Genomic DNA, 18,189 nt, shown 5'->3' on the forward strand with positions numbered 1-18,189 from the left:
GCGCCGCGGCTCCATCGTGCCCGACGCGCGCCTCAAGAAGTCGCAGTATACTCTTGGGGGGGCGCTGATTTGGGCCGCTGGAGCGCCACGTTCCGATTGGAAGCGGAGATGCTGAACCGGAGCCTGCGAACGACCGCGAAAACGGCGCTGCGCCGAAAAGATCCCGAGGACGAAGTGATCGAACCGGCATCGAGGAGCCTCAAGAAGGAGATCGGGGGCCGAGATGGGTTTGCGCGGGCGACACGCCCTCCTACGAGTCTTGTTGCGAGCCTATGCCGAAGCACCGAGGAATTTTCCCTTCTGGCGGACGAATGGGACGGGCTCCTGGAGCGGAGTCGATCCCATTCCGTGTTCTTGAGCTGGGGATGGCTCTATGCCTGGTGGCGCCAGTTCGGAGGCGGGCGAGAGCTCGCTCTGATCCTCGTCCGGGATCCCGCGGGGCAGCTTGTGGGGATCGCGCCGTTCTGCCTCGAGCGCCGGGGGAGGATTCCTTCGGTCCGGGTGGTTTCCTTTCTGGGAACGGAGCGGGTCAGCTCGGAATACTTGGACGTGATCGCGGACCCGGCACGCGAGGAAGATGTTCTGGCGGCGGTGTGGCATGCCCTCATGGGGGAGGGGAAGAATTGGGACTGGCTCCGGCTCACGGACCTGCTCGAGTCGTCCCTGGTTCTGCGGCATCTCAGGCCCCTGTGCGAGCAGGCGGGCTACCGAACGGTCCTGTCCAACTCGGAGGTCTGCCCCTATTTGACCCTTCCACCCACGGCGGAGGCGCTCCCGAAGTGCTTGGGACCGAATATGAGGGGAAACGTCAAACGCAAGATTCAAAAGCTTCGTGAGATCGGAGCGGACCTCGTTCCCCTCGAAACCGTGGAGGAAATGAAGTCCGCGTTGCCGACCCTCTTCGATCTCCACGCGAAGCGCTGGGCCGCCCGGCGGCTCCGCGGGAACTTCTGGGATCCCCGCGTTCGCGCTTTTCACGCGGAGGCCGTTCCTGCCCTCGCGCGCCGCGGCAGGATTCGTCTCTTCGAGCTCCGCGTCGATCGCCGCCCGATCGCGTTCCAATACGCGCTTCGCTTTCGGGACACCTTTTTCCTGTATCAGGTCGGCTTCGATCCGCTTACTCCGGACCCGCGTCTCAAACAAACTCAATACAGTCCGGGTGTGGCGTTGATCGGGCTCTGCCTGGAAGACGCCGTACGAGAAGGCCTCCGGGAGGCTGATTTCCTGCGCGGAGGGGAGGGCTACAAGCTCGAATGGACCAAATCCTCGAGAACGACTTCGTGCCTGACGGCCGTCACCCCCGGCCGCTGGGGCGCCGCGTTCCGATTGGAGGCGGAGAGGCTGGACCGGAGTCTACGAACGATCGTGAAAAAGGTGCTGCGCCGCCAGGGTGCCGATGTCTCGCTATGAATCGGCGTTGACTTCCGAGCCTCACGACCCCGTTTCGGTCGAGGTGGATTGGTACGACCGACTCGAGCACATCGAGGCGCTCGAACCCGCTTGGCGAAGCCTCGAAAAGTGCGTGGGATCCCGGATGATTTTCGCGGGTCCGGATTTCGTCATTCCCTGGTACCGCCATTTCTGCGGCTCCGGATGGACTCCCCTCCTGGGAACCGCGTGCGCGGGCGGCCGGCTGGTCGGGCTGGCACCCCTCGTGATGTGGAACGGATCGCTGGGGAAGGTCCCGCTCCGCCGCGTTGATTTCGCCGGGCACCAGTGGGATGCGGGGGAGTTCCTTGCGGAGGAAAACGCTCCGCGACCGGCGGGCGCCCTGCTGGAGGCCCTCGCGCAGCGGAGGAAGTTCGACGTTCTTTGTTTCGGAGGATTCGAGCCCCAGTCCAGGATACTGGGAGAGCTTCGCGACGCGGCGGCTCGCGTCGGATTTCCGGCGATCACGAAGAGCTATGCCTATGCGACTGTCGACCTGCGTGGCGGATTCGAAGCGTATTGCCGTTCCATGACCAACAACTTCCGGCGGAATCTGAGACGGCACAGGTCCAAGGTGGAGTCCGCGGGCGTGCCGGGCCTGGATCGCTTTCTCCCGCCTCAGCCGATCGGAGCGTTGCCCGAATACCTGGAGCGCGTGTTCCGGATCCAGGAACGCAGCTGGAAGGCCCGAATGGGACCGCCTTCTCCACGGCACCGCGGTTTTTTCGACGAGTCGGTCCGTCGCTTTGCGGAGCGGGGGATGATCGACATCGGCATTCTGACAATCGATGGAGAAGACGCCGCGTTTCTCGTGGGGGTTGTCGAGCGAGGTGTTTACTATGATTTCAACATCTCCTTCGACTCGAGATTCGAGAACCTCTCTCCCGGCACGTATCTGTTACATGAAATCTTGAGAACGCTCCCGGACGCCGGTGTGCATACCGTGGTCTCCCACGGAGACCACGAGTACAAGCGTCGCTGGGCCACCGGTCTTGTTCCGCAGACGCGGGTATTTTTCTTCGGGTCGGGCCCGCGGGCCGTCCTTGCGCGGGCGACCAGATTCATGCTCCCCGCCGCATGGAGGAGCCTCCGCCGACGATCCGCTCGAGCGGCGTCCAAAGATCCGGGTAGCCAGAGATGGACGCGATCGTAGCCACGGGGTCCGAACGGGGACCGCGGCGGGACGCCGCCTCGCGTCGGCCGCTTCGAGTGATGCACGTAGTGAATGCCCTGGGGGTCGCAGGCCTGGAATACGGGGTGATCAAGATCTGCAACGGGCTGGACCCCACCCTGTTTGAGCCGAGCGTCTGCAGCATCCGCTTCGAGGGAGACGGGGCGCGGGAGATTCTCCATAGCCGTATCCCGAGCTTCCAGCTCGACAGGGGGCCGGGCGAGGATTTTCGGGTGGTGCCTCGCCTGGCCGAGCTTCTTCAACGCCAGCGGATCGATATCCTCCATTCTCACAATTGGCTGACGTGCTTCTACGCCCTCGCCGCCGCCTACCTCGCCAGGACTCCCGTCGTGATCCATGGCGAGCACGGCCGCGACGAGCTGGAGGTTCCAGCCGAGCGTCTGGGCCGGAGACGCCTCCTGGCGCAGCGGGCGCGTCACCTTGTGACCGTGTCGGAGAATCTCCGCATGGAGATGATCAATCGGTGGCTGCTTCCAGGGGAACGGATCACCTCCATCCCCAACGGAGTGGACTTGGCCGCCTTCGGGTCCGACTACGATTGCGATTCCCTCCGGCGTGAATTCAATCTCGAGCCGTCCCACCGCGTCATCCTGAACATCGGCCGGATTGAACCCATCAAGGATCACGCGACGCTTCTCGAGGCCTTCGCGAGGGTGCACCAGCGCCGCCCGGAATGCCGCCTGCTCCTCGTCGGGAAAGGAGAGCGCGCGGGTCTGGAGTCCCAGACAGCCGCCCTGGGAATCCGGAGCACCGTTCTGTTCGCCGGCCTCCGGCGGGAGATTCCCCCGATTCTTCGAATGAGCGCGGTCTACGTTAACTCATCGCGCTTCGAGGGAATGTCGAACACCATTCTCGAGGCGATGGCCTCCCGGCTTCCGGTGGTGGCGACGGCCGTGGGCGGCAACCCGGAGCTCGTTCGCGACGGTCGAACGGGCTATCTGGTTCCGCCGGGAGACCCGGCCTCGATGGCGGACCGTCTGGAGCGACTCCTGGGGGACCCGAACCTGAGCGCGGAGATGGGTCGCGAGGCCCGGCGAATCGTGGAGACCCACCACTCCCTCGATGGAATGATTCGTGCCTACGCGGAGCTCTACACCAGCGTGTGGCAACGACGGTCCCTCGAGCGACACGCTCCCATCGCGGAGCGGCTGCGGCTGGCGGCGGCGGGCGTCCTCTGTCGTGCGCGGCGGCGACCGCCCAGGAGTCCGCGGACACCGCCGCGGCTGATCATTCTTGCCTACCATCGGGTCCTCCCCCTGTCGGAGGCGCTCCGGTACCCATTCCCGGGAATGGTCCTTGCTAAGGATCTCTTCGAAGCTCAGATGTGGCACCTCTCGCGGCGATACAACGTCCTGCCGTTAGGACGCGCGATCCGTTCCCTCCAAACGGGTGATCTTCCCGAGGGGGCGGTCGCGCTTACCTTTGACGACGGCTACGCCGACAACTACGAACACGCATGGCCCATTCTGGAGCGGTGCGGGCTACCCGCGACGTTCTTCCTCGTCACCCGCGCCGTGGATCGAGAGCTCGTTCTGTGGTGGGATGAAGTCGCCGCGGTCGTGGAGCGTCTCGCCACGGGGGGAGCTGCGGCCAAGGCGGTCGATCTCGTCCGGCTCCCGAAGCCCGTGGGCGAAATTCTTTCGGCCCTCGATCATGGAGCGTCCGCGCAGACCGTGTGCCTCCGGCTGGTTCGAGCGCTCAACGGGACTCCGCGCGAGGGACGGACGAGCGTGCTGGAACGGCTCGGAATCCCGCAGCCGCGCGTGGATGGGGATCGTCCCAACATCATGATGACCTGGGCGCAGGTCCAGGAAATGCGCGCCTCCGGCGCGGAGTTCGGCGCCCACACGGAAGCACACGAATTCCTCGACGAGACGGACCCGCTGACGACGCGACGCGAGATCGGCGGCAGCGTCCGGACGATCACCGAGCGTCTGGGGGCCCGAGTGACGCTCTTTGCCTACCCCAGCGGACGCTTCTCGCCTTCGGTTCTTCCCGCGCTCCGCGAAGCCGGAATCGAGGCCGCGGTGACCACCGAGGGGGGGTGGAATGGCCCGGGACAGGACCTCTACCGGCTGAAGAGGATGGACGCGGGATTCGCATCCACCCGGACGCGATTCTCGCGCAGCCTATTCGATGCCGAGGTGCAGGGAGTCTTCAATCCAATCCGAAAACTCGCAGAGGGACTGATCTCACAGAGGATCGACGCCTGATTCTGTGGCTCAAAGAACTTCCGGGTTGCGATCCCCGCATTGTTGGAGGCAAGGCGGCTCGCCTGGGTGATCTCCGGCGGGCCCAGCTCCTTGTCCCCGACGGCTTCTGCGTCACCGTGGAGGCCGCGCGCGCGGCGCTGGAGCGCGTGAAGCAGGCTTCGGGACGCTCGCTTCAGGCAACGACCCACGCGCGAGAGGTACAGGATGCGCTTCGGAAGGAGCCGCTCCCGGCGCAGCTCTTGGAGCGCCTGGAGGGAGCCTATTCACTCCTTCGCGCTCGAAACAGGCCCGATCCGGCCCTCGTGGTTCGCTCGTCCGCCGTTTTTGAAGACAGCGCCCACCACAGTTTTTCGGGCGTCTACCATACGTCTCTGGGGGTCACCGACTTCTCCGGACTGGTCGACGCGATTCGTGAGTGCTGGGCGTCGGCCTGGAGCCCCGAGGCGCTGGCGTACTGCGAGCGGATGGGCTATCCCGTCGGCGACGCGTCCATGGCGGTTCTGGTCCAGGTTCAGATGCGCGGGCGCGTCTCGGGGGTCATCTTCACCGCGAATCCGCTCACCGGAAATCCCTTCCAGATCTGCATCAACGCGGTGCCCGGTGCCGGCGAGGCCTTGGTGTCGGGCGACGCTTCCGCGAGCGAGTGGATTCTCGGCCGCGATGCACGCGTCGAACGAGCATCGAGCGGGTCGGCGGACCTTCTCTCTGAGAAGGAGCTCCGGGCGCTCGTCGACATCGCGAACCGAGTCGAGGACTTGATGCGCGGGCCGCAGGATGTGGAGTGGACGCTGGGGCAGGATGGGATCTTCGTCCTCCAGGCGCGACCGATCACCGCACTCCCTCCGTACTTCCCGGCGCCCGAAGAGCATTCGAGCCGGGTCTGGAAGCTGGCCTTCGTCGGCCTCTTTTCCCCTTTCGGTCTCTCCTTGGAGTCCATCAAGAACCCGATCTACGAGGACGCCATACAAAGGACTCTGGGGCGGGTCGTCCGGCACCACCAGCGGGTCGTGCATGGATACCTCTACGATCGGAAGGTGACTCCCCGTTGGAGCTGGCTTCTGCTCCCGTGGTCGCTCTACAAGCACATCCGGCTCCTGGCTCGCATTCCTTCTCTCGACCGGGAGTACTATCGACAGCTGGAGCCAAGCTACCGGACCGTCATAGCAAAGCAGGTGGAGGGCGCCGAGCGGGAACGACATCTCCCGGCCCTCTGCGCCGGTGTGGACGCCCTGGTGGAAGCGTACCTCGAGTTCCAGCGGCGTTCGGTCGCGCCCGGGAGCCTGTCGAATCTTTTCCCGCGGCTCGTGCGCCGTCTCGTCCTGGCGAGCGGCCTGAGCGAGGAGCCCACGGAGGCGCTGGATATTTTCGGAGGGCTCGCGAATGCCACTCTGGCGCGAGATCGGACCCTGGCGGGGTTTTGCCAGGAGCTGACCGAGTCAGGTCTTGCACGGGAGCTTGCGGGCTCGAGGGATTGGGACGAATTGAGACGCCGCTTCAGCGCCCGCGCGGACGGGCACCGCTTTCTGGAACGCTGGGACGCGTTCTATCGCGATTTCGATTACACCTGGGCGGAGGGAAATCCCAAAGATCCTGGATGGAGAGAGGATCCCTCCACGGTGTTGACGGTCCTGCGCAAGATGGTGGAGACGGGATCGAGCCGCGCCACAATCGAGCGCCTCGCCTTTCAGACGCGGCGAAGGCACGAATTGCTTGCGCTTTGGTCCCGGCGACTGGATCCGGTCCGCCGCGCGCTCCTACGCGCGCTCGTGACCTATGCCTGGCGCTATTTCCCCATTCGCGAGGACCACAACCACATGTTCTATCGCGGCGTGGCCGCGATTCGACAAGTCCTCTTGGCGATCGGGAAGGAGCTTGTCGCAAGGGGCGTTCTTCTCCAACCGGAAGAAGTTTTTTTCCTTCGTTATGAAGAAGTCAGAGACCTCGCGGGGGTTTGGGATCCGTCCAATCTCACACGCGTCGTCAGGGACCGGCGCGAGGAATTCAAACGGAATCGAAGGCTCACGCCGCCCTACGAGCTGGGGGCAAAACCTGCGCCCCGAACCGCCTCCATCGCGGGAGAGGACGGGGCGCTGCGCGGAAACGGGGCGAGCGCGGGGGTCGCCCGTGGGCCCGCCCGCGTCGTCCTGGATCCCGTCCGCCTCCCGGAGCTTCGGCAGGGGGAGATCTTGGTCTGCCCCAAGGTGCGCCCGTACTACACCCCCTTCCTGGCCATGGCGGCTGGGCTGGTCACGGACGAGGGCTCCTTGCTCTCCCACGGCGCCAATCTCGCCCGGGAGTACGGAATTCCCGCGGTTCTCGGGATCCACGGGGCGACACGGCACATCCGGACGGGCGAAGTCGTCGTCGTCGACGGCTCGGCGGGGACCGTTCGGATTCTCGAAGCCCCGGCCGTGGGGGGGCGCGGCGCGTGATGCGGCGGACTCTGACGGAGCGGGCGGGTGTGCTCGCGGGTGGGAACGCGCTGAACATCCTCGCGCTGTTCTTCATGCCGCTGATTTTGACGCGGATCCTGAGCAAGGAGCTCTTTGGGATTTACAACCAGGCCACGCTCATGGGGAATATTCTCTATCCGATCTTCACGGCCGGTATCGCGGCAAGCATCTACTATTTCCACGCCAGCCTGGAGCCCGCGCGGAGACCAACCCTGATCGCCCAGAGCATTGCCGGGTTCTTCTGCCTGGGCCTCGTGGCGGCGGCTCTGCTTTATTCCGGATCGGGTCCGATCGCCGGGCTGTTCCACAACCCCGGGGCATCGCCCGTCCTGCGGGCCTACAGCCTCTATCTTTTTTTCTTCATCGCCGGAGATGTGCTCTTTCCGTACCTCGTGCTCTTCGACCACATTCGATGGGCCGTCCTGGCGGGGCTGTTGGAGGCGCTTCTCCGATATCCGGCGGTCCTGCTTGCGGTGCACTTCGGATTCGGGCTGCCAGGGATCTTCATCGGGCTCGCCGCTCTCATGGCCTTGAAGTACGCCCTGACGCTTGGCTTCCTAACGCGAAAGGTTCGTTGGCAGGACCTCCGCCCGCGGCCCGGGTTGATTTCCGCCCAGGTACGGTACGCGGCCCCTCTCGGCGTCTCCAACGCCATCGGCACGCTGGGCCAATACGCCAACCGGGCCGTGGCCGCGGGCGGACTCACCGCGACCCAATACGCGGTCTACACGGTAGGAAGCATCCAATTTCCGGTGTCCTCTATTTTCAACAAGGCGATCCGGCCGATCCTTCGCGAGGAATTCTCGCGCGCGGGGTCGGAGGGGCGTCATGCCGACATCGTCGCCGTGTGGAGGGAATCGGTTCGAAAGCAGTCGTTGATCGTGAACCCGCTGTTCGCGTTTCTGATGCTCTTTGCGGGTCCCGTGATCGAGGTGCTTTACACGTCCGCCTACCTGGAGAGCGTCCCGGTGTTCCGAGTTCTCCTCGTCCTGCTCCTCCAGACCGTCGTGAGCTTCAGCATCATACCCGAGTCCCTCGGAAGAACCGACATCACGCTGCGAGCCTCGGCCATCTCCCTGATCGTGAGCCTCGGGCTGAGCCTCGTCCTCATCCGGCCCCTCGGCCTCCTTGGACCGGCGATCGCCATCGTCGCCGCGACGTATCTGAACGGGTGGTACTCGATGGGTTGGGTTCGGCGCCTCACGGGCGTTTCCTATCGGCACCTATTCCCGTGGCAGGAGATGGGGCGCATTTTGGGGGTATCGATGGCGAGCGCGGCCGCGGCTTATCCGGCCCTCTGGGCGCCGCTTCCTCTGATGGCGCGTCTCGGAGGGGCGGGGGTCTTGTTCTCGGCGGTCTACCTCTTTGCGGCCCTGCGCTTGAAGCTTCTCACCCATGAAGACCGCGCCTTTCTCCGGCAGGTTTTCGAGCGGCTTCGTGTTCCGCGCCCACTCCTGCGAATCCTCGATCACGCCACACAGGAGCGCTGATGTCCCTGCGATTGCTCTTTCTGATGGCGCTTACACCGGTCGGCGTCATTCTCACGCTCATCACTCCGTTCGTCGGGGCGGTGATCCTCATTTTGATCTATTTCATACGCCCCGAGGTATGGGGCATGCCCTCGGCCCTGAGTCCCAGCCTGGTCATCACGGGCGCCATGCTCCTGACCGTGATCCTAGGAAAGACAAGGTTCAGGCTTCCGACCGGCTCTCTATGGCCGATGCTTCTCCTCGGATGCATGGTGAACTCGAGCTTTTCGGCTCTCATCTCGCCGGCCGCGAGCTTTCAACAGACCTCCGATTTTGCGAAGCTGGCCGTGATGTGGCTCCTGATCGTGCTCGTGGCCGACTCGCCCCGGAGGCTCTACCTCCTTCTCTGGAGCACGGTCGGAGGAGTCCTGTGGCTCATCAAGTCCGCGATCTACTTTTACGTCACAACGGGCGCGCCGCGGGTGGAAAGGGTAGGCGGGCAGGGAAGCGGGGCCAACTACATGTCGGCCATGCTGCTCTTGACGCTCCCGCACTTGCTCTTCGAGGCGTTTGAATCCCGATCGAAGTTCAAGTGGCTGGCACGCGCGCTGGTGCCCCTCTGGCTCTGGGTGTTCATGCTGACCGGTTCCCGCGGGGGTCTGGTTGGTTTCGTGGTGCTGGTCCTGCTCTACCTGCTTCAGAGCTCGAGGAAGGGGACCGCCACGATTCTGACGGTCGTTCTCGCCGGATTTCTGCTCTTCGCAGGGTCGGAGGTGTACTGGAGCCGGATGCGTTCCATAACATCGTACGAGGAGGACGAGTCCGCCCGTAGCCGGCTGGAGGTATGGCGGGGCGCTCTGGATCTGGCTCGGAAGTACCCGCTCACCGGGATCGGGCTCCAGAATTTCGTTCTGGTGAGCCCCATGTACACGACCTCCAGAGCCAAAACGACCGGCGAGGGGCTCGAGGCGCACAACACGTACCTTCAAGTCCTGGCCGAGGGAGGCTTCCCGACGCTGATCGTATTCTTCTGCATGCTCCTCGGGGCGTTCCGGAAGCTGAACCGGGTCGGGCGGGACCCGCCGTCCTCCGGCGACCAAGCGGAACCGAGTCTATGGCAGATCCGGTCCGCGGTCCTGACCGGGCTTGGCGCTTTTCTCGGACAGTCCTTCTTCGACAGCAATTTTCACAAAGACCCGCTCTGGTGGTTCCTGGCATTCGCCGAGGCGCTCGCATGGGTCGCCGCGCGTCAGCCGTCGGCGGAGGCAAGGGGGACGGCTCCCGCCGCGTTGGCCGTGCAAAGAGCCGGGACGTCTACCAGAAGCGGCCGATCGCCTGCTCGACCATCCGGCGTGCCGTGCGGGTCACCGGGGAGCGAAGCGGCGTTGCCTGGTCCGTCAGCCTCCAGTCCGGAGAAGCAATGTCGTCGAATCCAACCGTTCGGAACTTGTCCGGGTGCCGGGCCAGAAACCGGCAGAGGTTCTCGAATCGGTGGATGACGATTCGTGCCGGCCTGGGTTTTTTCCCCGGCCGGCGCTCGCGTTGCAGCAGCTCGAAGCTGTGGAAGACGATGACGAAGGAGTGCCATCCTTGTTCCCATGCGGCGAGCAGCGCGGCCTCGAGCTCGGGAGAGGAACAGGCGCAGAGCTGAGCCGGCCTCCAGTGCCCTGGGAAGTCGCGGAAGCAGGAGACCGGGTATTCCTCGATCCCGTGCAGACGCCGAGGCTGAACCAGGAGGGGATCCACCTCGATCGAGCACCCCGATCCGACAAAGGCGATATTATGACTCGTATCCATCTGCATCCCGCGCGCGGACAGGGCCCTGAGGGTATCGTGGTTCGCCCCGAAGTTGCCGGCACGAAAGGCCCGCGTTCCGGTGACGCCGCATCGCGCCAGGTTCTCCCTGCCCAGGGTGATGAGGATCTCCTGCTCGGCGACCGAAAAGTCCTTCATATTCGGACCGAAATGAGCCCCGAGCGGTGACCTCTCCATCCGCGCCAGCCACTCCGTGTGGATGTGGAGCTGCATCTCCTGCCCAGCGCTTCGAAGGATCTCCACGATCTGCTGAAGCCTCTCGATGCCGACGACGCACGCGAAGAGCGATTCCACGAAGAAAACAGCCCTGAGACCGTGCTCGCGAAGGAGCGCTGTCTGATAGGGCAAACCGTAAGAACCCTTCGTCGTCGCTCCCCAGATGTAGCAGTCCATCTCCTCGCCGAGCCGTGTCTCCCGCCAGTGGGGGGTGTAGGGCCACACCTCGGTGTCCACCGTGATCAACACGTTCAGCACGACTTGAGATCTCCACGCAGACCGTGGTTCCCGAACCGCTCGCAGACGCTCCCATAGACTTGTCTGTACCGCTCGACGGTGCGGTTCCAGGAACGCTCGCGGGCCACCCACGCAGCCCCTTCGCGGACCAGAGTCGCCCGGAGCCGATCGTCCTCGAGAACGCGACCGAGCGCGCGGGCTAGGGCCGCGGCATCTCCCGCGGGGAAGAGGATCCCCGTCCGCCCGTCTTGAATCAGCTCCCGGTGCCCGCCGACGTCGCTGGCCACGAGCGGTCTCTCCATGGCCATCGCTTCGAGGGGCTTGAGCGGCGTGACAAGCTCGGTCAATCGCATGGAGTAGCGCGGATAGGCGAGCACATCGGCCGCGGCATACACGCGCGGAATCACGTCGAGCGGAACCCTTCCAAGGAAGATCACTCGATCCTCGATGCCGAGACGCCGTGCCTGCTCGCGGAGGGGGGATTCGGTCTCGCCCCCTCCCACGAGGAGAAGGACAATGTCCTCGGCCCGGGCGCCCACACGCCAAAAGGCATCGAGCAGGAGGTCGAGTCCTTCGTAGCGGTAGAAGGAGCCGATGAATCCCACGACGCGGCGGCCGGTGAGGCCCCATTCCTCCTGAAGCGCAGCATCCCTGGGGACCGGGCGAAGCTCCTCGAGGTTGACCGCGTTGGGCACGACCGTGAGCTTGCCCGAAGGGATCCCGCGGGAGACCAGCTCGGCCCGGATGCCCTCGCACAGCACCGCCACCGCACGGGCCCGCCGGCAAATCCAGGATTCCAGCCAGCGGACCATTCGATACTTCAGGGAGTTTTCCGCGTAGGTCCCGTGATCGACGGCGGCATCCTCCCAGAAGGCTCGGATCTCGTAGACCCAGGGCAGCCGGAGGGCTCGTGCCGCCCGCGCTGCCGCGAGGGCGGTCAATACCGGAGAATGGGCATGGATCAGGGCCGGGCGCTCGATTCGCGCGACCTCGATGATTCTATGGGCGAGCCGCCGAATCAGCTTCAGCTCGTACAGACCGGGAATTGCGGATCGGGGGATGCCGCCGGTGCGGTAGTGCGTGATGCCGTCGATTTGCTCGGACGGACCGCCGGGGTTCGAATCGGCCTCGTGCCGGGACGAGGTCACGGCCACGGGATTCCAGCCCATGCGCCGCTGGGCCAGGAATATGTTCCGGCTTCGGAATGTGTAGCCGCTATGCACGGGGAGGCTCTGGTCCAGGACGTGGAGGATGGTCATCGGCGGCGGCCGCCCCCCGCGGCATCGCGCCCGCGGCGCGCCTCGTTCCGACTCTGAAGCGCGGCATCGAACGTGCGGACCAACGCCTCCGAGACCCGGTCCCACCCGCGCGCCGACGCGGTCTCCGCGATGCTCGCCCGGTCCCACACCCTGCCGAGCCCCAGGGAAATCGCGCGGATGAAATCTGGCGTCGTCCGCTCAGCCAGAATCCCGACCGACCCGGAATCGACGATCTCAGGAATCCCGCCCGCGCGGCTGGCTACGACCGGGGTCCCGCAGGAGATCGACTCGAGGATCACGTTGGGGCAGCCCTCCTGGGCGCTCGCAAGGCAGAAGAGATCCGCCGCGCTGTACCAGAGGGGGAGCGTCGCCTGGTCCTGGGCCCCTCGGAGCATCGCGACACCTTGAAGCTCGAGCCGCTGAATCAGCGCCTCGAGCTCACCACGAGCCGGACCTTCGCCCAGGATGACGAGAGAGATTCCTGGAAAAGAGCGCCGCAGCTCCTGCATGGCACGGATCAGGATGTCGAATCCCTTGTTCCTGGTCAGGTTGCCCGCCGACAGAAGCACGGGCCCCGACGGGACGCCTAGGCGCTCCCGAGCGGCCGTGCGGCACCAAGGGTGAAACTTCAGGGCGTCGACTCCGTTGGGAATGACATCCACGCGGTCCGCAGCGGCGCCGAGCTCGCACATCTGGCGCTTGAGCGCGGCGGACACGGCGATCAGGCGATCCGCCTGCGTGAGGCAGCGGCGGAGGATTCCGCGTATCGATCGAAGCCTGGGATAGGTGTGAATATCGGTTCCACGCGCGGACAAGACCACCGGAAGACCCAGGTCTTTCCCGATGCGCAGCGCGGCGTATCCATCCGGGAATACGTAGTGTGCGTCGATCAAATCGAACGGCGCGCGGCGGTGGAGCTCCGTGACGAGACGGCGTGTTCCCCGGTACATGAGCCAGCCGTAGGAGAACATGCCGACCTTGGGCGTCATGAAATACCGCGGATGGTGCACTTCCAGCCCGGACAAGCGCTCGAGTCTTGGGACTTGCGTAAGCTCCCAGCGGTGCGTCCAGCGCAGGGGCGGGAAGTAGGGAACCGGCGCGACCACCTGGACGGTGTGGCCGGTGTGGCGCGCAAGCTGCGAGATTCGCTCCTGGATGAAGACGCCGTGTCGGGGGCGCACGGAGCTCGGGTACAGGGAAGTGAAGGTGAGAATTCTCACGCGTTCGGCGTCGAAGACGCGAAGCGGCGGCCCCAGCACTCGAGGACCAGCAGCGCCCAAAGCTGGGTCGCGAAGTTGTGCGTCCCGCGCTGGTGCCCGCTCCAAAGGGATCGAACTCCGACCGGATCCAACAGCTGCGAGACGAACGCTCCCTCGTCCAACACGTGCCCTTCGAAAACCGGCCGGAGCGGGCCTCGGAACCACGCCGCAAGCGGAACGGAGAAGCCCATCTTCCGCCGATACAATATTTCCCGCGGCAGGCGGCCCGACAGGGCCTTCTTGAAAATATACTTTCCCTGTCCGCCTCGGATCCGGAGCCCCGGCGGGATCTGCGCCGCGAATTCAATCACCTCGTGATCCAGGAGCGGCACCCGGACCTCCAGCGAGTGAGCCATGCTCGCGCGATCCACCTTGGTGAGGATATCGTCCGGCAGGTAGGTCTTCATGTCCACGTACTGGATGCGCGAAAGCGGATCCCATCCCACGCTCCGGGCGAAGTGGGGCTCGAGTACGGTGAACGGGTCGTACCCTTGGAGGGCGCGGCGGAGCTCCGGCCGATAGATCTTCGCGCGAAGACGCTCATCCATCCACGTCATGGTCCGGAAGTAGCCCCGCTCCCCGGTGAGGGAGAGGGAAGTGAGGAGCGTCTTGCCGCGGAGCGGCCGGGGAAGCCAATCCGCCTTGGGATAGATCCCGCCCAGAATCCCGAATAAAGGCCCGCGGATCGACGCGGGAAGCCATCCGCGAACCCGGTTCTCGAAGAGATCGAATCGGTACCGCTCGTAACCGGCGAACGCCTCGTCCCCGCCGTCCCCCGAAAGGGCAACGGTCGCGCGCTCCCGGGCCACCTGCGATACATAGTACGTCGGCACCATCGACGAGTCGGCGAACGGCTCGTCGTAGTGCCAGACCAGGGAGTCCAGGATCGCGACCGCATCGGCCCGGACGATCTTTTCGTAGGCATCCGCATGAACCAGCTGCGCCATACGCCGCGCGTACGGGAGCTCGTCGTAAGCCCGCTCCCCGAAGCCGATCGAGGACGTGATGACCGGTCGACCCAGGATTTCCGAGATGAACGCGACCACGGCGCTGGAATCGATCCCGCCCGAGAGGAACGCCCCGACCGGAACGTCGCTCACCAGGTGGGCCCGCACCGAATCCCGTACCCGCTCCACCAATTCTTCGACGTAGTCGGACTCGCTCCTGCCGTCGCCGGACTCGAAGGTCACGTCCCAGTAGGTGGAGGCCCGGAGTCCCCGGGCCGATACGGTCAGCCTTTCCGCCGGGGCGAGCTTTCGAACGTCGCGGAAAATCGTCTTCGGGCTGGGAACGTAGAGGTAGGTGAGATAGTCGTCGACCGCCTCGAGATCGATTCGACGAGGATGCTTCTCGGCCTCCAGGACGGCCTTGATCTCCGATCCAAACGCAAAGCGGGATCCGTCCCAGGAGTAATACAAAGGCTTGATTCCCAACCGGTCGCGCGCCAAGAACAGCTCCGAGCTGCGCGCGTTCCAGATCGCGAAGGCAAACATACCGCGCAGGTGTCGCACGCAGTCTTCGCCGAAGGCGTCGTAGGCGTAGAGGATCGTTTCGGTGTCGCTCGTCGTCCGGAACCGATATCCCCGGGCTGCGAGCTGATCGCGAAGCGAACGGAAGTTGTAGATCTCGCCGTTGAATACGACGGCGAGGGCCCCGTCCTCGCTCAGCATCGGTTGGCTTCCGGTCTTCAGATCAATGATCTTCAGACGCCGGTGCCCCAGCCCGACCGGCCCGGAGACGTAGCGTGACCCCTCGTCGGGGCCCCGATGCCGGAGCACGGCGGACATCCGGTCGATTTGATCCGGATCGACCGCACGAGAGGCGTCGATGCAAAAGATGCCCGCAATACCGCACATGGGGTTTCGTTGGAGCTCGGAGTGGCGGGCGTTCGCCCGCGATCAGCACCTCGCGTCAGAGGGCGAGCGGTGCCCTCGGAGGCCCCGGCGGGTCCGTGCCGTCTATCTCACTCGGAGGTTGGTTACGGGCGAAGGCAGAATGCTATCCGTGGGCGCCATGCGCATCATTGTATTTAGATGGATGGCGTTGCGCAACGATTGTGTCGCTCGCCCAAAGCCCACGAATCCAGATCTCCCTGGGACCGATTCGTCGGCGAGGTCCTGCAATCGATTCTTGTAGAGGGGTAGGAGGAAATCCCGGTAGGTCGTGCTCCCGGAGACCTGCGCCGCCGCCCAGAGACCTCCCATCAGCTCCAGATTCGTCTGGGGATAGCACGCCCAGTGATTCTCGAATGTCTGGGACGTGCCGGCCACGTTGAGGAACCAGACGCGACCGGTGCACTCACCGGAGGCCTGATATCCCGCATAGCCCAGGAAATCACCGTAGTAACCGTTTCCCTCGATCTGGCCCGTCGAAGGATTCCGGTCCTCCTTCATCGTCCAGTTGGCCACGGTGGTGATCGCGTTGGCCCAGGTCGCGCGCGTCCGGCCCGTGATGTCCCAGGCGCGGAACATGGCCGGCAGCAGGACGCCGACCACCTGCCGCATCCCCACGTCGCGGAAGTTGGATCGACCCGCGATATTGTCCGCGAAGGCATTCATGGCCGTGGTCAGCCTGGCGGCGTACGCCGGGTCTCTCGTGAGCTCGTACGCATGCGCGAGCCAGTCCAAGGACTGCCCGCAGAGCCGGCCCAGCCATACGCCGCCGGCGCTCAGCGCGGAGCCGCCCCCCGACAACACGTAGTCGTTCGTGAGCAGGGAGGTGGCGCCTTCCAGGGCTCGTTCCCGCGCCCGCTCGTCTCCCGTGAGGTAGTAGTAGTAGAAGAGCCCCGATCCCCAACAGTGCTCCACATGCACGTTGTCGCGATAATACCCTTCGTATGCTGGGGAGAGACCGTTGTAGTTCGTCCGATCCACACCCCCATCATCGTAGGGATTGTCCGGATAGACGTGGTAGGCCTCGGTCTCCATGTAATGGCGCGCGGCCTCGGTGAGCAGGCCGAGCCACGCGAGACCGTCTCCCGATCCACCCTCCACGTCGGCCCGCCTCACGAAATTGTGCGCGATGACGTAGACGCCGTCGTAATAGTTGACCCCGTGCTCCAGGTCCGCATCCCGCGACGATCCCAGCGGCATCGTGTTCCGGTCGAGGAAACCCCCGAAGTTGAGCCCGCCGTACAGGAGATTCGCCTCCCGGAACTGGAGGGTCTGGGAAAAGTTCGCGTCGAGGTCGTAATCCATCAGGCAGGTCACGTCATTCCCGCAGTTCGGATAGCGGAGCGGAGATACCGGCGGAAGGGGAGCGAAGGCGCCGCTCTGCCGGTACCAATTCGAGCTGGCCTTCGCGTACAGAGGGTTCTTGGCGAAACCGAAGACGATCGGGGTGATGGATGCTTCAGGCACGTTGGGGCCGTGGAAATACACCGTCACGTCGTCGCTCAGACCTTGCGCCTCGCGGAGCTTGTCATTCTCGGAGAGATCCAGCCGGATGGAGCCCCCGTCGCTCACGGTGAGGCGCTTCTCATAGCGCTGCCAGAACCACCGATCCGCGACCGTGAGCCCACCGGCCACATCCGACAGATCCGCCCAGCCCTCGGCGCGCCTCGAGACCGTGGAGGTCGTTCCTTGATTGTTGAGCGTATATACGAGCGAGGACGCGTCGTCGGCGTTATTCGCATTGATCCAGACGGAGCCGCCGGTCGAGAGCGTGCCGCTGACGGAGGCGCCCGCCTCCTTGCCCATGATGAATCGCTTGGGACCCACCATGGTCAGGCCTAGGTTCATCCACACGCTGGAGTAATCGATGTCGTCCGCGGGATTGCTGCTGCTGTTTTGAAAATCGCTCGCCAAATTTCCGTTGTAGTAGGAGTACACGATCCGAACGTAGCTCTTGTCCTTGTAGGCATAAATCCGAGCCACGTAGCCCAGCGAGGGCGTGGAGCCGCTCCGGTGCCTTCCCTTGATCTTGATCACCGCCCGGAGAGGTCCGTTCTCTTCGATCGCGAATTCGGAGGGCGTGTCGCTCGCCGTGGAATAGATGGAGGATCCCGACTGAACGAAGCCGCCGAGGGCACCTCCCGGGGAGAGGATTGGGGATGCGAATCGCCCGAGGGGGTCGTACCAAACGCCGCTGAGAAGCTGAAAGCGGCCCTGGTCCACCGTGAACTTGAGCGGCCCCGTCACGACGGTCACGATTCCGCCTGCTTGGACGGCGAGCGGCGAACCCGAGCCCCCGGAGCCGCCCGTCCTGAGCTGCAGCGACTTCACGGAGTACGGGCTCACACCGACCTGCGTGTCGACCAGGAGCCATTTGATCGGCCGGCTCCCATCACTAGGGGACCCGTCCCATCGGGCCAGCACGCGAAACTGTGACGGAAGCTCCACACCACCGTCGAAGACACCAAGGCCCGATGTCGAGAGCAGGTTTGCCGAGCGTGGGATCGGGACCCCCGAGGTCACGGGCTCGTTCGCGCGCGTCACCCCCGCGGTTTCCGGAACCCGGAGGGTCACCGACAGGGGAGCCTCGCTATCCTGGGCCATGAGCGCCCGGGGGAAGCTCGAGAAGAGAACGGCACAGAGAAGCGCTGTCGCACGAGCGCGAGATCTCAAAGATTTCCTCCCCCGGCGCGGATTCGGTCCTAAGCAAACGCAAGGAAGCGAGCAGAAACAGTGCCAGCAAGGATCGAAGGGTT

At 64.7% G+C, this 18,189-nt stretch carries 10 protein-coding genes; 6 read left to right on the forward strand and 4 right to left on the reverse strand.

Annotated elements, in window-relative coordinates; genetic code table 11:
- Window positions 1-108: 108 nt before the first annotated feature.
- From E6K76_00095 to E6K76_00120, 6 genes are read left to right on the forward strand one after another with little or no spacing between them, the layout of a single operon-like run.
- Entirely contained in the window at window positions 109-1,410 is a 1,302-nt protein-coding gene (locus E6K76_00095) for a GNAT family N-acetyltransferase (GenBank protein ID TMQ61029.1), read from the forward strand.
- Window positions 1,397-2,581, forward strand: coding sequence for a GNAT family N-acetyltransferase (locus tag E6K76_00100; GenBank protein TMQ61030.1), 1,185 nt, complete (start codon window positions 1,397-1,399; stop codon window positions 2,579-2,581). Before E6K76_00095 ends, E6K76_00100 begins: the two co-directional genes overlap by 14 nt.
- Complete coding sequence (locus E6K76_00105) at window positions 2,566-4,833, forward strand: glycosyltransferase (protein ID TMQ61031.1); 2,268 nt, start codon at window positions 2,566-2,568, stop codon at window positions 4,831-4,833. The genes E6K76_00100 and E6K76_00105 overlap by 16 nt, the downstream gene beginning before the upstream one ends.
- Window positions 4,665-7,265: a hypothetical protein gene (locus tag E6K76_00110; GenBank protein ID TMQ61032.1), complete on the forward strand. Its 2,601-nt coding sequence runs from the start codon at window positions 4,665-4,667 to the stop codon at window positions 7,263-7,265. The genes E6K76_00105 and E6K76_00110 overlap by 169 nt, the downstream gene beginning before the upstream one ends.
- Complete coding sequence (locus E6K76_00115) at window positions 7,262-8,776, forward strand: polysaccharide biosynthesis protein (protein TMQ61033.1); 1,515 nt, start codon at window positions 7,262-7,264, stop codon at window positions 8,774-8,776. Before E6K76_00110 ends, E6K76_00115 begins: the two co-directional genes overlap by 4 nt.
- Complete coding sequence (locus tag E6K76_00120; protein ID TMQ61034.1) at window positions 8,776-10,254, forward strand: hypothetical protein; 1,479 nt, start codon at window positions 8,776-8,778, stop codon at window positions 10,252-10,254. Before E6K76_00115 ends, E6K76_00120 begins: the two co-directional genes overlap by 1 nt.
- A 783-nt stretch (window positions 10,255-11,037) precedes the next feature.
- On the opposite strand, the gene E6K76_00125 is transcribed toward E6K76_00120, so the two are convergent.
- From E6K76_00125 to E6K76_00140, 4 genes are all read right to left on the reverse strand, one after another.
- Complete coding sequence (locus E6K76_00125; protein ID TMQ61035.1) at window positions 11,038-12,282, reverse strand: glycosyltransferase, exosortase A system-associated; 1,245 nt, start codon at window positions 12,280-12,282, stop codon at window positions 11,038-11,040.
- Window positions 12,279-13,706 carry a glycosyltransferase family 4 protein gene (locus E6K76_00130; GenBank protein ID TMQ61036.1) on the reverse strand — a complete coding sequence of 476 codons (1,428 nt, stop codon included), beginning with the start codon at window positions 13,704-13,706 and terminating at the stop codon, window positions 12,279-12,281. Before E6K76_00130 ends, E6K76_00125 begins: the two co-directional genes overlap by 4 nt.
- Entirely contained in the window at window positions 13,499-15,397 is a 1,899-nt protein-coding gene (asnB, locus tag E6K76_00135; protein TMQ61037.1) for an asparagine synthase (glutamine-hydrolyzing), read from the reverse strand. Before asnB ends, E6K76_00130 begins: the two co-directional genes overlap by 208 nt.
- A 102-nt stretch (window positions 15,398-15,499) precedes the next feature.
- Window positions 15,500-18,106, reverse strand: coding sequence for a hypothetical protein (locus E6K76_00140; protein TMQ61038.1), 2,607 nt, complete (start codon window positions 18,104-18,106; stop codon window positions 15,500-15,502).
- Window positions 18,107-18,189: the final 83 nt, after the last annotated feature.

The organism is Candidatus Eisenbacteria bacterium (genome assembly GCA_005893275.1).
GTDB lineage: Bacteria > Eisenbacteria > RBG-16-71-46 > SZUA-252 > SZUA-252 > WS-7.

What these genes read in the sequence shown, in the direction of transcription:
- E6K76_00095 (TMQ61029.1), top strand. Translation starts at nt 109, where the DNA reads ATGCTGAACCGGAGCCTGCGAACGACCGCGAAAACGGCGCTGCGCCGA.
- E6K76_00100 (TMQ61030.1), top strand. Translation starts at nt 1,397, where the DNA reads ATGTCTCGCTATGAATCGGCGTTGACTTCCGAGCCTCACGACCCCGTT.
- E6K76_00105 (TMQ61031.1), top strand. Translation starts at nt 2,566, where the DNA reads ATGGACGCGATCGTAGCCACGGGGTCCGAACGGGGACCGCGGCGGGAC.
- E6K76_00120 (TMQ61034.1), top strand. Translation starts at nt 8,776, where the DNA reads ATGTCCCTGCGATTGCTCTTTCTGATGGCGCTTACACCGGTCGGCGTC.
- E6K76_00125 (TMQ61035.1), bottom strand. Translation starts at nt 12,282, where the DNA reads ATGACCATCCTCCACGTCCTGGACCAGAGCCTCCCCGTGCATAGCGGC.
- asnB (TMQ61037.1), bottom strand. Translation starts at nt 15,397, where the DNA reads ATGTGCGGTATTGCGGGCATCTTTTGCATCGACGCCTCTCGTGCGGTC.